Origin of the sequence: Asticcacaulis taihuensis, from assembly GCF_900100255.1 — a bacterium.
Classification (GTDB): Bacteria; Pseudomonadota; Alphaproteobacteria; order Caulobacterales; family Caulobacteraceae; genus Asticcacaulis; species Asticcacaulis taihuensis.
Genome location: NZ_FMTS01000001.1, coordinates 1,029,907 through 1,045,795, shown reverse-complemented (window position 1 = coordinate 1,045,795; position 15,889 = coordinate 1,029,907). Strand labels below are relative to the sequence as shown.

The following is a 15,889-nucleotide window of genomic DNA, read 5'->3' as shown; positions in this document are numbered from 1 at the left end:
AAGCCGGGCGAATTTTTAATGCCCGCCGCAGGGTTTCAGCCGGCTTTTGCGTATAGGGTTTACGTTCACACCGCTTCCTGGCCATGCCGCGCAACAGCTCCTTCATATATCTGATCACGGTCACCGTCCTGCTGGCCGGTTTTGCCGTCCTGGCCGCGCTTTTCGGCTATATCAGCGTCGATTCCTGGTACTATATGTTGTTGGCCCAGGCTTTGCGCCATGGCCAGGGATGCAGCCTGCACGGTGAATACAGCGCCGTCTATCCGTGCGGTTATCCGGCGCTCCTGGCCCTGACCGCGCCCGTAGCTTCCCCGGCTGTGATGATGATCAGCAGCAAGGTGACCAATCTTATCCTGCTTGCGGCCAGTTTCTGGTTTATCCTGAAAGCCTCGCGTCATGTCTTCATGGCGGCACTGATCGTGCTCAATCCGGTTACCCTGATCATCGGCATGTATACCTGGTCGGAAAACCTGTGGCTGTTCTGTTTTTGCGGGGTGGTTTTCGCCCTGTCATGGATTCACGCCGATCACCGCAAATGGGGGCCTTACCTCCTGCTGACGGGTTTCCTGATCCTTGGCTGTTCGGCGCGCTATATCTTCGGACCGTTCGCCTTCCTGCTGTTCCTGTGTGTGTGGCCGGCATTCGGTCGGCAGTTGGCGCTGCGGGTATTTCCTTCTTTCTGCATTGCCGGCCTGGTTTTTATCATCTGGCAGGTTTTCAATCACGAACTGACCGGCTTTGCGACCGGTATGCCGCGTGTGCCGGCGCCGGAAGCCCCCCTGCTGCTGGTGCGGCAATTCCTGATCGCGCTCGGCGTCAATGGGCTGGGCGTGGTGATTGCGGCCCTTCTGCTGACGGGTATTTCCGTTCGCCAGCTTTCGCGGGTGCAGGGCGGTGAGGGCGCACGGCCGGCGGCGTTGTTTATGACCCTGGCGGGGCTGAGCTTTCTGGTTCTCGCCTTTACTTTGCGCCTGCGCACTCAGTTTGACCCCTATAACACACGTACCATCGGTTATGGCATTGTGCTGGTCGTGGCCGGTCTGGTCGGGCTGATTGTTCACGTCCGTAAACAGGCAGGCATGGCGCGGCCGGTTATCCTGTGGCCGGTTCTGGCCATGTGTGCCGCCGCCCTGTTTTCCCTGGCCTATGCCGATAACGGGGCGCTGATTCAGTCGATCACGGATTGCTTAGATGACTTCCAGTTCCCCGCGACTTCACTTGCGATGCTCAAAAGCGCCGGCCCTCCGGCCGATACGGTCGTGTATTTTCAACTGCCCGTGCCGGGGATGGATTCCGCCAATGTCGACAATATCGGCGAGATCTATTACGGGCCGGATGTTACCCTTCTGACGCCGGCGCAGGGCGAAGACGGTTTGCCGGAAACCCCCGCCGCCTTGCTGCATCAACTGGACGGCCTGGCGGATCAGCGCTGCTATTTCGATTTCACACCCTTCGCCACGGCAGCGGATTTCCAGACCTATCTCGACAGTTCGACCCTGATCGACCGTCGGCTGATAAAGGGATCCTGGCAGGCTGTCGAACGTTCCGATCTTGAACCGCACATGCGTACCTGGCTCGCCGCTGTTTTCCAGCCGGGGCGCCTGATTCCCTGTCGCGCCATACTTGACCGGCCGCAAAGCCGGCAGGTTCTCTTCCCAAGCCATACCGGATAAGTCTGATGCCCGCGCAAAAGCCGATTTTTTATGATCCCACCGGGCGCCGCAAGAAGGCGTCCTTCTTTGGGGTTATCAGCCTGATCGTCATGGCGGTGATCCTGTTCGTCGGCCTTGTGGCGTCGATCCTGATGGTGCCGGTGCCGGAAGGGCTCGACCTGCATATGGAATATCCGAGACCCTCGGCATCGAAAATGGTGCTGAACCGCGCCGCGCCGCGTCACCGGCCGCTCAGTGTGCGCGGTGGGGCGGCCAGGGTACAGCAGACCCTTGCCAGTTTTTATGTCACGGGGGATGATGCCTCGCTGGTTTCCCTGCAAAAACACGTCAATAATCTGGATATGGTTATTCCCGGCCTCGCCTATGTCGGCGGCGCGGACAACCGCTTCATCTATCTGGCGGACGACAGGTTCACCCAGACAATCCAGAACGCCCAGCATCGTCCGTCCGTGCTGATCATGGTTCAGAACATCACCGGCGGCCAGTGGCAGGGCGCCAATACGGCGCGGCTTCTGGCCAATCCTTCCGCGCGGCTGAAACTGATCGGCCAGATGCTCGACATGGTCCGCCGCGAAAAGGCCCAGGGCGTGGTGCTTGATTTTGAAACCCTGCCGGATACGTCCCTGCGCAATTACCTGACCTTTGTCAGGCAGGCCCGGGCCGCCTTTGCGACAAAGGGCTACCTGCTGACCCTGACGGCGCCGGTCGACAATCCCGTATGGAACCTGAAGGCTTTTTCCGGCGCCGCCGACAAGCTGTTCCTGATGATCTACGACCAGCATTCCATGGTCGACCCGGCTGGTGCCATCGCCGCGCAGGGCTGGTTCAATGATCGCCTGAACCAGGCGCTGAAAAGCGTGCGGACCGACAAGGCCATCGTCTGTATCGGCAATTATGGCTACGACTGGTACAAACAGCCCAACGGCCAGTTAAAGGCCGATCCGACGACCGTTGCCGAGGCCTGGCGCATCGCCCGCGAATCCGATGCGCCGATCCAGTTCGACCCGGCGACCGGAAATGCCTATTTCTTTTATGATGAGGAAGGGCTGCACCACGAGGTCTGGCTGCTGGATGGCGTTAGCGCATGGAACCAGTTGCTCACCATCGCCGATTCCAATGTGTCGGGCGTTGGATTGTGGCGGCTTGGTTCGGAAGACCCGGCCATCTGGCAGGCTTTCAGCACCTACCAGACCAATGCCCTGCCTGAACTCAACAGGCTGACCGCCCTGGGCGACAACCAGGTCTATGGCAATGGCGAGGTGGTCCATATCGAGGATACACCCCAGACCGGCCGCCGTGTTGTGACCTATGACAAGGCGCGCGTGGCGCAGAATGAAGCCTACCAGTCGCTGCCGACACCGTTCGTGGTCCGCCGCACTGGTTATAGGCCCGGCAAGCTGGCCCTGACCTTCGATGATGGTCCGGACGGCAACTGGACGCCGCAGATCCTGAAAATCCTGGAGCAGGAGAAGGTGCCCGCCACCTTCTTCGTCATCGGGGAAAAGGCGATCGCTCATCCGGCCCTGCTGCGCCAGATGGTGCGTGATGGCGACGATATCGGCAATCACTCCTATACCCATCCGGACATGTCGAAGATTGCCGAATGGCAGATCCGTTTCGAGTTGAACTCGACCCAGCGCGTGGTCGAAGCCTATACCGGCCGCTCGATGCGGCTGCTGCGCGCGCCTTACTTTGGCGACGCCGAACCGACGACCAATGACGAACTGGTGCCGGCCCTGGTGGCGCAGAAACTGGGCTATACCGATATCGGCCTGCACGTCGATTCCGAGGACTGGACGAGGCCCGGCGTCGACAAAATCATTCAGAACACCCTGGATGGCGTGCATGATGGCGTGGCCAGCGAACAATCGGCCACCTGCAAGACCTCTCCGGACGATTGCCGCTCCGGCCAGATCATCCTGATGCACGATTCCGGCGGCGAACGCAGCCAGACCCTCAAGGCCCTGCCGGTCATTATCCGCAAGCTGAAGGCGGAGGGCTACCAGTTCGTCCCGGTCGGTGATCTGGTCGGTCTGTCACGCGATCAGGTCATGCCGCAACTGAGCGGCCAGGACCTGCTGGAAGTGCGTTTTGATGTTGGCATATTCATGTTCATGGCCTGGATGGCGGCGGCGCTGAAATGGCTTTTCGTCATCGCCATCGTGCTGGGGATCGGCCGGGCGCTCATTCTTTCCGGGCTGGCTATTTATGCCGAGTTCAGCAATCACATGCAGCCGCCGGGTGACGACAAGCCGGAAGAGGCGGGGGCGGTGGCGGCCTTTGTGAATAACAGTTTCGTCAGTGTGCTGATCCCCGCCTATAACGAGGCGCGGGTGATCGAAAATTCTGTGCGGCGTGTGCTGGCCAGCGTTGGGGTGGCCCTGGAGGTCATCGTCATCGATGATGGTTCCAGGGACGAGACAAGCGCCATTGTGAGCCAGGCTTTCGCGGATGACAGGCGTGTGCGTCTGATCACCCAGGCCAATGCCGGCAAGGCGAATGCAGTCAATAACGGCATTGCCGCCTCCAGGGGGGACATCATCATCGCGCTGGATGCCGATACCCAGTTCGAGCCCGAAACCATCGCGCGGCTGGTGCGCTGGTTTACGCGGCCGGAGATCGGCGCCGTGGCCGGCAATGCCAAGGTCGGCAACCGCTTCAATTGGGTGACGCGCTGGCAGGCGGTGGAATATGTCACCTCGCAAAACCTCGAACGCAGCGCGCTCGCCATGTTCGGCGCCATGATGGTGGTGCCGGGTGCGGTCGGGGCGTGGCGGCGCTCTGCATTAGCGGACGTCGGCAACTATCCACACAATACCCTGGCAGAGGACCAGGATCTGACTATCGCTATTCAGAGGAAAGGCTGGAAAGTAGCCTATGATCAGGACGCCGTGGCCTGGACCGAGGCGCCGGAAAGCTTCGGCGCTCTGATGAAGCAGCGCTTCCGCTGGGCCTTCGGCACCCTGCAATGCCTGTGGAAGCACCGCGGCATTTATCGGACCGGCCAACCGAAAGGTCTGGCCTGGATCGGTTTGCCGCAAGCCTGGCTGTTCCAGATTGTCTTTTCAGTAATTTCACCGCTGATCGACTTCGCCCTGGTCGTCAATATCATTGCCACCATCGTGCAGGTGTCGCAGCACGGCTGGGCGCAAACCAGCGGCGATCTTTGGCGAATGCTTGCCTACTGGCTGACCTTCCTGGCCATCGATGCGCTCTGCGGCGGTATCGCCTACTGGCTGGAACCGCGCGAAAAACGCTATCCCGTCTTTTGGCTGTTGTCGCAGCGCTTCGTCTATCGCCAGATCATGTACTATGTCGTGCTCAAGGCGCTGATGTCGGCCGGGCGTGGTTTGTATGTCGGCTGGGGCAAGCTGGAACGCAGCGGCCGGCTGGATGCGGCGGCGGACACTACCTCCCGCCGCGCCTGATCCAGTCATCGACCTGCTGCGACAGGATGTCGAGCGGCAAGGGGCCGTTTTTCAGGATTTCGTCGTGGAAGTCGCGCAGGTCGAATTTCGGACCCAAACCGGCCTCGGCTTTCGCGCGCAATTGCCGGATGCGGATTTCGCCGATCTTGTAGCCCAGGGCCTGGCCGGGCCAGCCAATATAGCGATCGACCTCATTCTGAATGGCGCGATCGCTCAGTCCGGTATTGTCACGCAGGCAGGCGACGGCCTGGTCACGGCTCCAGCCCATGGTGTGCATACCGGTATCAATGACCAGCCGGCAGGCGCGCCACATCTCCAGCGACAGGCGGCCGAAGTCCTCGTAAGGGTTGCGGTACATGCCCATCTCGACGCCGAGATGTTCGGAATAAAGCGCCCAGCCCTCGACAAAGGCATTGATGTCGTCGCGGCGGCGGAACTTCGGCAGGGCATCGTTTTCCTGCGCCAAAGCGATTTGCAGGTGATGGCCGGGCAGGCCCTCATGCAGGGTCCAGGCGGTCAGGCCCGAGGTCGGGCTCTGGTCGAGGTGATCGGTATTGATGACCACCGTGCCGGGCAGGCCCTGCGCCAGGCTGGCGGGGTTATAGCCGGAAGACGAGCTTTTGAGCTGCGGATCGACCTCATGCACCGTGACCGGCTGACGCGGCAGGTGGTGGAAATAGATCGGCAGCAGGCCCTGGACGCGGATCAGCACAGCGCTGACTTTAGCGTAATAGTCTTCCGGGCTTTCGGCGATGAACTGCGGATCGGTGCGGATAAAGGTCTGGAATTTGGCGAAGCTGCCCTTGAAACCGCTGGCCTTGATATCGGCATCCATCTCGGCGCGGATGCGCTTCATTTCGCTGAGGCCCAGTGCGTGGATGGCCTCCGGCGTCATGTCGGTCGAAGCGTTGCGGTGGATCAGGTACTGGTAATAGGCCTTGCCATCGGGCAGGTCGCCGATGGCGATGCTGTCCGGTGCCTTCGGCACATATTCGGTTTTGAAGAAGGCGACGAGCGCGTCTTCCGCCGGGCGCACCTGGGTGGCAATGATCTGCATACCCTCGGCGACCAGTTCAGCACGGATCTCGGTCGGAATGGTGTCCGGCAGGTTTTTCAGCGGGTTCAGCAGGCTGTGCTCGGCCACGGGCTGGGCCGCGTGCTTTTCCATCACCGCCAGCGCCTTGCCGGCCACCAGTTTCGGCCGCATGAAGCCGGTGGCGATGCCGCGCTTCATATTGTCGGTTTCGGTGGCGTAATAGGCGGGCAGGGCCTTCAGCTTGGCGATCCAGGCGCGGGCCTCGGGTTCGGTGCGCAGGACCACACCGGCGGCGGCATAGTCGGGCACGGTATAGAAGCCGTCGCCGGTATTGAAAGGCAGGCGAGCCTCATCGAAGCGCAGACCGTCGAGTTCAAGCTGGAGGCGATCCCTGATTAGGGCCTGGTTCAGCGCCTGATCCGGGCAAAAGCTGTTGGCCGGGATGGCGGTCAGGCGAGTCATCAGGCCATTCAGTGCCTTGCCATAGGCTTTCAGGGTCGAAACGCTGTCATCCGGCCATTGCGCCAATGCCGCCAGATTGCCGCTGCCGCTTTCGCGGATCGGATCGCGCGACGCCGACAGGGCTTCAAAATCAGCCACGAGGGTGATCATCTTTTGGTCGGATGCGCTGGCACAGGCCGCCACAGGCGTGGTGGGGGCGGCGTGCGCGAGGCCGCCATTAAGAAGAAGCATGGCTAATGTCAGCGAAACAGGGCGGATCATATAAATCTCCTACTGGCCGTAATAAGGGCCCTTGCCGCCCTCGGTGATGAAACGGTCGATGCGGGCTTCGAGCACCGGCAGGGGCACGGAGCCCAAATCGAGCACGGTGTCGTGGAACTGGCGGATATCGAACTTGTCGCCCAGCGCTGCCTCGGCCTTGTGGCGCGCCTTCCAGATGGTCATCTCGCCGATATAGTAGGAAAGCGCCTGGCCCGGCGTATTGATATAGCGGTCGGTCTCGGTGGTGATCTCGTGTTCGGACAGGGCCGTATTATCGCGCAGGAAGGCCAGGGCCTGGTCGCGGGTCCAGCCCTTGGCGTGCATGCCGGTATCGACCACCAGCCGGCAGGCGCGCCACATCTGGTAGGTCAGCATACCGAAGCGGTCATAGGGGGTATGGTACATGCCCATCTCGACGCCCAGACGCTCGGCATAAAGCGCCCAGCCTTCGCCATAGGCCGAGATATAGGTCGACTGGCGAAATTCCGGCAGGTTCTTGTTTTCAAGGGCCAGCGGCATCTGCCAGGCATGGCCGGGCGCGCCTTCATGCAGCACCAGTGCCGGCAGGGTGTAGAGCGGGCGTGATTTCAGGTCAAAGGTATTGAGGATCAGTACGCCGGGGCCGCCATTGCCGCCGGTATTATAGGGCGCAATGGCGTCGGGCGTCGGCACCACGGCGAAGCGCATCCGCGGCATCCGGCCGAAATACTGCGCTGCCTTGCCATCGAACTCTTTCGATATCCAGGCGCCGCGATCCAGAAATGCCTGTGGCGAGGTGACATAGAACTGCGGATCGGTGCGCAGGAACTGGTTGAAGTCCTGGAGCGTGCCCTTGAAACCGACCTTGTCCATGACGGCCTGCATTTCGACACGGATCTTGGCCACTTCATCAAGGCCGATCTGGTGGATCTGGTCGGGCGTCATATCCAGGGTGACATATTCGCGGATCAGCGACTGGTAATAGGCCTTGCCGTCGGGCAGGTCATAGGCGGCGATGGTCTTGCGCGCGCCGGGGATATATTCTGCGCGCAGGAAGGTGAGCAGGGTCTTGTGTGCCGGGATGACGCTGTCGGATATGGCGTCCACAGCCAATTTTTTCAGTTCCGCCTGCTTTTCCGCCGGGATCGAGGCCGGCATGTCGAGAAACGGCGTATAGAAGACGGTCTGTTCCGGCGTCTTGTTCTCAAAAGCAATGGCAACCGAGGAATCGCGGCCCTGCAGCGAGACCTGCGAGGGCGTGAAACCACGCTTCAGGCCGGCGCGCATATTGTCGATGTTCTGGCCGAAATAACGCGGCACGTCATTGAGATAGGCGATATAGTTGCGATAGTCCTGCTCGGTGCGCATCGGTTTGCGCGCGGCATAGCTCAGGCCGCTCCAGAAACCGAAGCTCATTTCATAGCCGCGGAATTTCTGCCGTGAGGCCAGGGTTTCGATCTGGTTGCGGTAGACCGTGTAATTGACCTGCTGGTCGGGCGAGAGTGTCTTGGGATCGATTCTGTCCAGTTGCGCCAGAACATTCGTCCAGTAGGTCAGCTTGGCGTCCTGTGCGGTTTTCGACACATCCGGAAAATGCGACCGGATGGCGTCCTCGCCACTGTCGTCGTCATTATCGCCGGTCAGGGCTTTGCGCCATTTCCACTCTGTCTGCCAGAGCGTCTCGAAGGCGGCATCACCAGAAGACGTCATGGCCGGCGCAGCAGCGAAGGCGGGCATGATCGGCAGCGTGCTCATTACCCCTGACAGAATGGTGCCAAGCATGGCCGCCTTCAGCAAATGCCGCATATTACCGTCTCCCTCAGATTATAAAGTTTTACGGTATACGGTATAATTTATTTTGACAATCCCGCCGGTCAGAGACTTAAATCACGATAGCGGTAACAGGCCGGGTAGATTCATCGTGACGACGGACATAATATTTGTTCAGATAACGTATGATCCTATTGCACGACCACTTTGTACATTGTATACGATATAATGTTTGATGCGAAAATTCGTGGAGTAATGATATGACAATCGATTGGCGGGGTGTGTTTCCGGCCGTAACGACGCAATTCAAAGAAGACCTCTCAATCGATTATGCCGATACGCAGCGCGTCGTCGATGATCTGATCCGGGACGGCGTCACCGGAATCATCGCCATGGGCACCTGCGGCGAGAACAACTCGCTCACCGCCGAGGAAAAGCGTCTGCTTCTCAAGGCCATTGTCGAGGTTGTCGCCGGCCGCGTTCCGGTCGTCACCGGTGTCTCCGAACTGACCACGCCCCTGGCCATCGCCTGGGTCAAGGATGCTGAAAAGCTCGGCGCCAATGGCCTGATGCTGCTGCCGGCCATGGTCTATGTGCCCAAGACCGCCGAACTGGTCGAGCATTTCACCCAGGTCGCCAATGCCACGACACTGCCGATCATGCTCTATAATAACCCGACCGCCTATCGCGTCGCCATCACCAACGAGGCCCTTGAGGCGCTTCGTCCTGTGAAGAACATCGTCGCTGTTAAGGAATCGACCGCCGACACCCGCCGCTTCACCGACATGATCAATGCCTTCGGTGACCGTTATATCGTCTTCGCCGGCCTCGATGACGTGGCTTTCGAAGGTCTGCTGCTGGGCGCGCAAGGCTGGGTCTCGGGCTTGACCTCGGCCTTCCCGCACGAATCTGTCATGCTGGTCAAGGCGCTGGAAGCGGGCGATATCGCTACCGCCCGCGAAATCTACCGCTGGTTCCTGCCGCTGCTGCACCTCGATGCCGAGCACGATCTGGTCCAATCGATCAAGCTGGCCGAACAGATCATGGGCCGCGGTTCGGAACGCGTGCGTATGCCGCGTATGCCGCTGACCGGCGCTCGTCGCGCTGAGGTCACCGCCATGGTCGAAAAGGCTGCGGCTACGCGCCCAAGCCTCAAGATCACCAAGGCCGCGTGATATCCCTTCTCCCCGTTTACGGGGAGAAGGTGGCCTGATAAGGCCGGATGAGGGGCTTATCAGTAGTTGCCCCTCACCCCAACCCTCTCCCCGCATACGGGGAGAGGGGGCTTTTTTGAGTTAGGGTTTCCCATGCGCCACACCTTTTTCTGCATCGATGGCCACACGGCCGGCAACCCAGTCCGTCTCGTCGCCGGTGGCGCGCCTCTGCTCAAGGGCAGCAATATGTCCGAGCGGCGGCAGGATTTCCTGGAACGGTTCGACTGGATTCGTACCGGCCTGTGTTTTGAGCCGCGTGGCCATGACATGATGTCCGGCGGCTTCCTCTATCCGCCGACCCAAGCTGATACCGATGCTGGCATCCTGTTCATCGAAACCTCCGGCTGCCTGCCGATGTGCGGCCACGGCACCATCGGCATGGTGACCTTTGCGCTGGAAAACGGCCTGGTAACCCCGCGCACGCCGGGCAAGCTGAAGCTGGAAGTGCCCGCGGGCGTGATCAATATCGACTACACAACGAGCGGCAATAAGGTGACTTCGGTGAAGATCACCAATGTGCCGGCCTATCTGGCCGCCACAGGTATCGAGATCGACGTGCCGGATTTGGGTAAATTGACCCTCGATGTTTCCTATGGTGGCAACTATTACGCCATCATCGAGCCAACCGCCGACGGCCCATATACCGGCCTTGATGACCTGGGCGCCGCCCGTATTATCGAACTTAGCCGCGTCATCCGCCAACTGGTGCGCGAAAAGTATGAGCCAGTCCATCCGGTCGATCCCACGATCCGCGGCGTCAGTCACATCCTGTGGGCCGACAAGCCCAAGAGTGAAAACGCCGACGGCCGTAATGCCGTCTTCTACGGCGAGCGCGCCATCGACCGTTCGCCCTGCGGCACCGGCACTTCCGCGCGCCTTGCGCACCTTCATGCCAAGGGTAAATTGAAAAAGGGCGATCGCTTCGTCCACGAAAGCTACATTTGCAGCCAGTTCATCGGCCGTGTCGAAGACGAGGTCATGCTGGGCGACCAGAAGGCGATCATTCCGTCGATCGAAGGTTCCGCCATCTCGACCGGTTTCAACAACATCTGGATCGACCGCGAAGACGCCTTCTGGGCGGGTTTCCAGGTCGTTTAATCCAGCAGGGCTATGATGTCCCTGTAGAGCTGTTTGGGGATGCTGACCGTGCCGCTGGCCTCGCTGCGGGCACGGGCCTCGTAGCGGCGTTGCGAGGGGAGGCGGGCGCCTTGGTCGACAATGGCTTCGAACAGCTTTTCGGCGCGGGCGCTGTGCAGGTCCGCCGACGGCCCCATGAACACCTGCGGATCGATGGCGATGACCAGTTCGCCGTGATAGGGCGTGGCGCCGGCGCCTTTGTCGAAAGCCTGCGACTCCAGGCTCAACAGGTCGCCGATCAGCGGGCCGGCCATCAGTTCGATCATGGCCGAAAGCGCCGAGCCCTTGTGGCCGCCGAAGGTTAGCATGGCACCATTCATGGCTTCGGTCGGGTCGGTGGTGGGGTGACCTTCGGTATCGACGGCCCAGCCTTCGGGTATCACTTTGCCGGCACGGCGGTGCAGTTCGATCTCGCCGCGCGCGGCGGCGCTGGTGGCAAAGTCGAAAACAAACGGGTTTTGCCCTGGACGCGGCCAGGCAAAGGCCAGCGGATTGGTGCCGAAGACGCCCTTTGTGCCGCCAAAAGGCGCGACCCAGGAATGGCTTGGCGTCAGCGCCAGACCGACCAGCCCCTGTGCGGCGATAGCCTCGACCTCAGGCCACAGGGCCGAAAAGTGGTAGCAGTGATTAATGGCCAGCGCGGCAATGCCTTGTTTGCGGGCTTTTTCCGCCAAAATCGGCAGACCGGTTTCAAACGACAGCAGCGAATAGGCGCCCTTCGCGTCGACGCGCACCAGACCGGGCGCAGCGTCGTGCACTTCGGGCAGGGCATCGGGCGACACCTTGCCGCTTTTCAGGGTGTGAGTGCAGACCAGCAGGCGGTAGAGGCCATGCGAATGGCATTCGTCGCGCTGCCCTTTCCAGATGTTGCGGGCGATGGCGCCGGCGTGTTCGGGCGAGAAGCCGTTTCTTTCCAGAACATTGAGGCTTAAGGCCAGGGCTTCGTCCAGCGACAGGGTTTGTTCAGTCATCGTCTATTTTACTCTCAATAGCACTGCACCATGTTTCGGTACGGCATAGGCATAGCCTTCGTCGGCAGGGTGATCGCTGTGGGCCCACAGGTCGCGGACGGTCGTTCCTTTCACCTTGATATCGGCCCAGTTGCCGCTGATGAGGGTGTTTTCGTCGCCACGATTGAACAGGGCCACGGCGGTCGAACCATCGGCCAGTTTCTTGGTCCACACCTCGGTCGTGCCGTCTTTTTTTGCCGGCAGGCCTTGGGCGCCCAGTGTATCCTGGTCGATGGCGATGACTTCCTTGTTGGTCAGCAGCGACAGGGTTTCCGGCGTCATGTGACGGACATCATTGCCCAGCACCAGCGGCGCCGACAGCATGGCCCAAAGGGTCATGTGTGTGCGGTATTCGTCCTGGCTCATGCCGCCATTGCCGATCTCCAGCATGTCGGGATCGTTCCAGCCGTTCGGGCCGGTATGATTGGCCACACCATTTTTGTCGAAGCCGATCTTGGCCATGACGTCGTATTTGTCCTCGATATCGCCGGTGGTGCGCCACAGGTGGCCTCCGACCTGGCGCGCCCAGGAACCAACATCGAAGCGGCCGTATTCGCACAGGGAGTAGACAATATCGCGGTCCGTGGCGTTCAGCGCCTCGCCCATCTCCTGATAGGTGGCGTATACGGTCTCGGCTGTCGAATAGAAGGCCTCGCCGGAACACAGATCGTATTTCAGGTAGTCTATTCCCCAGGCGGCGAAGGTGTCGGCGTCTTGCTTGATATGGCCGTAAGAGCCGTTATAGCCGGCACAGGTCTTCGGCCCCGGCGAGGAATAGATGCCGAGCTTAAGACCGCGGGCATGAACGTAATCGGCCAACGCCTTCATGTCGGGGAAGTTCTTGTTCGGATGGAGCGCGCCTTGCGCGTCGCGCTCGCCTTGCCAGCCGTCATCGATATTGACGTACACGTAGCCCGCGTCACGCAGGCCGGATGAGACCAGGGCGTTGGCGATCTCGCGGATCGTCTGGTCGTTGATATCGGTGGCGAACTTGTTCCACGAACTCCAGCCCATCGGCGGGGTAGGGGCCAGGGGCTTCTGCGTCACCACGCGTTTAGCGGGCAGGGCAAAGGTCGGGAAATCGAGCGCCTTCAGTTCCGAACGCTTGCCCTTGTGGGCGGTGAGGTCGAAATCCTGGTACCAGACCTTGCCGGTCATGCGCACCGATTTGCCCTCCGACTTGACGACAATGTCGGTCATGGTGACGCGCGGATTGCCGTTGTAGAGCTTGAAGACGAGATTATCGCCATCAGCATGCAGGTCGGTGAGCGGCAGGTCGCCATACCATTTCGACGTCACCTTGCCGGAGAGCTTGCCCTTCTTTTCCTCGATCACCAGGCGTGTAAAGCCGGGGTAATCGGGCGAGGAATCGAACACCCAGCCGCCATTGGGGATTTCGGCGATTGCACCGGAGGCCAGCAACAGGCCGCTCAAAATGGTTGTCGTCAACAGTTTGCGCATAACGGGAATCCCTGAATTAACGGCTTGTCCGGCTTTCGGTATATAGTATACATCATGACGGGTATCACAAGAATGGCAAGAGGGCAGAATGAAAATGCGGGTGCAAACGGGCTTTTTAGTTTTGGGTCTGGCCGTTTATTCGGTATCCGCCTCTGCCGCGCCGACCGTGGCCGATTATCAGCGCTCGCTCAACCTGCGCAATGACTGGTCGGGCCTGACCGAGAATATCGCTGAGCCCGCGCAGTGGATCGAAGGCACGCACCGCTTCATCTATCGCAAGACCGTTCCGGGCGGCTTCCAGTTCGTCATGATGGACGCCGATACGAAGGCGAAATCCCCGGCTTTTGATCAGGACCGTCTGGCGGCATCTTTAAGCAAGGCGCTGGGCGAGACCTATAGCGGCCTGCACCTGCCCTTTACCGAGCCGATGACCTCTGTCAGCTTTACCGATGGCGACAAGGGACTGGTGACCTGGCTCGATGAGGACGAAGCCTGGTCCTGCACCCTGACCGACTATGTGTGCGCCCGTGTGCCGGAAAGCGCCGGCCAGCCGCGCGGTTTTGGCGTGGTGCGCGACCTGACCATTCCCGCCGACAATTCGCCGAAGCCCTCGCCGGATGGCAAGTGGATAGCCTTCGTGCAGGGCTTCAATGTGGTGGTCAAACCCGCGGCCGGCGGCGCGATGACCGTGCTGAGCACTGACGGCTCCGAGGGCGAGTTCTACGATCCGCAGTCGATCGTCTGGTCGCCGGATTCGCAAAAGCTGGCCGCCTATCGCGTACGCCCCGGTTTTGCCCGCCACGTCACGCGCGTCATCTCCTCGCCCGAAGGCGAGATCGAGCCGAAACTGGCGACCCAGCTATACCCTAAGCCGGGCGATGCGGTCGATATCGACCGGCCGGTGCTGTTCGATGTGGTGGCTAAAAAGCAGATAAATGTGCCGTTCGATCTGTTTCCCAATCCCTACACCATGTCGAATATCAACTGGCGGGCGGATTCCTCGGCCATTACCTTTGAGTACGACCAGCGCGGACATCAGGCCTATCGCCTGATCGAGGCCAGTGCCAAGACAGGCGTGGCGCGCATCGTCGCCGAAGATCATGCCGATACCTTCGTCAATATCGAGCGGCGCTACAGCCACGATGTCGGGGGCTTAGGCAAAGAACTGATCTGGATGTCGGAGCGCGATGGCTGGAACCACCTCTATCTCTACGACCAGACCACCGGGAAGGTGAAGACCCAGATCACCAGGGGCGACTGGATCGTGCGCAAGGTGCTGAAGGTCGATGACCAGAAGCGTCAGATCTGGTTTGCCGCCAGTGGCATCTATCCCGGCAAGGACCCGTATTTCCAGCACGTCTTCCGCGTCGATTTCGATGGCAGGCACCTGACGCCGATCACCACGACCGACGCCTGGCACGATGTCAGCTTCTCCAGCGACATGGCCTATTATGTCGATACATACTCCCGCATTGACCTGCCCAATATCGCCGAACTGCACAGCAATGATGGCGCGCTGGTCACCGAGGTCGAACACGGCGATATCACTAAATTGCTCGCCGCCGGCTTCAAGGCGCCGGAGGTTTTCACTGCCAAGGGCCGCGACGGCAAGACCGATATCTGGGGCATCATCGTGCGGCCGCGCAACTTCGACCCCAATAAAAAATACCCGGTGATCGAGAACATCTATGCCGGGCCGCATGACAATTTCGTGCCCAAGACCTTTTGGCCGTTCGGCCTGCATTCGGGTGGCGACAAGGTGGTGGGGATGCAGGCCCAGGCCGATCTCGGCTTCATCGTTGTGCAGATCGATGGCATGGGCACGATGAACCGCTCCAAGGCCTTCCATGACGTGGCGTGGAAGAATGTCGGCGATTCCGGCTTTCCCGACCGCATTCTGTGGCACAAGGCCGTGGCGGCGAAATATCCGTGGTACGACATCAGCCGCATTGGCATCTATGGCGGTTCGGCCGGCGGGCAAAGCTCGCTGGGTGCGCTGGAATTCCATCCGGATTTCTACAAGGCCGCGGTCGCCTATGCCGGCTGCTATGACAACCGCATGGACAAGATAAGCTGGAACGAGGAATGGATGGGCTGGCCGGTCGACGACGCATACAGCAAATCCTCCGGCGTCGATAATGCCTGGCGGCTGCAGGGCCATATCCTGATGATTGTCGGCGAGCAGGACACGAACGTCGATCCGTCCTCGACGCTTCAGGTGGCGAATGCCCTGATCAAGGCGCGCAAGGATTTCGATCTGATCGTGGCGCCCAATCAGGGCCATGGTGCCCTGCGCAATGTCGGCGATTTCAGCTACGGCCTGCGCCGCCAGTATGATTACTTCGTGCGCTATCTGCGGGACGAGCCGACGCCCGACTGGAACGCGCTGCCGGAAACGGCGCCGAAAGCACCTTAATCCGTCACAAAATCGTATAATTTATATTTGACGGACAATTGG

Annotated in this window: 9 protein-coding genes; 5 read left to right on the top strand and 4 right to left on the bottom strand. The window is 60.4% G+C overall.

Annotated features, from left to right (window positions below):
- The first annotated feature begins 83 nt into the window (after positions 1–83).
- Positions 84–1,673, top strand: coding sequence for a hypothetical protein (locus BLO49_RS04945; RefSeq protein WP_090644917.1), 1,590 nt, complete (start codon positions 84–86; stop codon positions 1,671–1,673).
- Between the two features lie 5 nt (positions 1,674–1,678).
- On the top strand, positions 1,679–5,101 hold the full coding sequence (locus tag BLO49_RS04940) for a trifunctional glycoside hydrolase family 18/polysaccharide deacetylase/glycosyltransferase family 2 protein (RefSeq protein ID WP_090644914.1): 3,423 nt from the start codon (positions 1,679–1,681) through the stop codon (positions 5,099–5,101).
- Here BLO49_RS04940 and BLO49_RS04935 read toward each other — a convergent pair.
- Positions 5,082–6,860: a DUF885 domain-containing protein gene (locus tag BLO49_RS04935; protein ID WP_090644911.1), complete on the bottom strand. Its 1,779-nt coding sequence runs from the start codon at positions 6,858–6,860 to the stop codon at positions 5,082–5,084. The genes BLO49_RS04940 and BLO49_RS04935 overlap by 20 nt on opposite strands.
- Before the next feature lie 9 nt (positions 6,861–6,869).
- Positions 6,870–8,645, bottom strand: a complete 1,776-nt coding sequence (locus BLO49_RS04930; RefSeq protein ID WP_090644908.1) for a DUF885 domain-containing protein — start codon at positions 8,643–8,645, stop codon at positions 6,870–6,872.
- A gap of 224 nt (positions 8,646–8,869) precedes the next feature.
- On the opposite strand from BLO49_RS04930, the gene BLO49_RS04925 reads away from it, so the two are divergent.
- On the top strand, positions 8,870–9,784 hold the full coding sequence (locus BLO49_RS04925; protein WP_090644905.1) for a dihydrodipicolinate synthase family protein: 915 nt from the start codon (positions 8,870–8,872) through the stop codon (positions 9,782–9,784).
- 132 nt (positions 9,785–9,916) lie between these two features.
- Positions 9,917–10,921 (top strand): 4-hydroxyproline epimerase, encoded by a 1,005-nt coding sequence (locus BLO49_RS04920; RefSeq protein WP_090644900.1) that lies wholly within the window; start codon positions 9,917–9,919, stop codon positions 10,919–10,921.
- Here BLO49_RS04920 and BLO49_RS04915 read toward each other — a convergent pair.
- Together BLO49_RS04915 and BLO49_RS04910 are read right to left on the bottom strand one after the other, a co-directional pair.
- Positions 10,918–11,931, bottom strand: a complete 1,014-nt coding sequence (locus tag BLO49_RS04915; RefSeq protein WP_090644897.1) for an Ldh family oxidoreductase — start codon at positions 11,929–11,931, stop codon at positions 10,918–10,920. The two genes, BLO49_RS04920 and BLO49_RS04915, sit on opposite strands and share 4 nt — an antisense overlap.
- Before the next feature lie 3 nt (positions 11,932–11,934).
- Positions 11,935–13,431, bottom strand: coding sequence for a glycoside hydrolase family 27 protein (locus tag BLO49_RS04910; protein ID WP_090644894.1), 1,497 nt, complete (start codon positions 13,429–13,431; stop codon positions 11,935–11,937).
- Positions 13,432–13,519: 88 nt separating this feature from the next.
- Between BLO49_RS04910 and BLO49_RS04905 the strand changes: the two genes are divergently transcribed.
- Complete coding sequence (locus BLO49_RS04905) at positions 13,520–15,847, top strand: S9 family peptidase (protein ID WP_090644891.1); 2,328 nt, start codon at positions 13,520–13,522, stop codon at positions 15,845–15,847.
- Positions 15,848–15,889 lie beyond the last annotated feature (42 nt).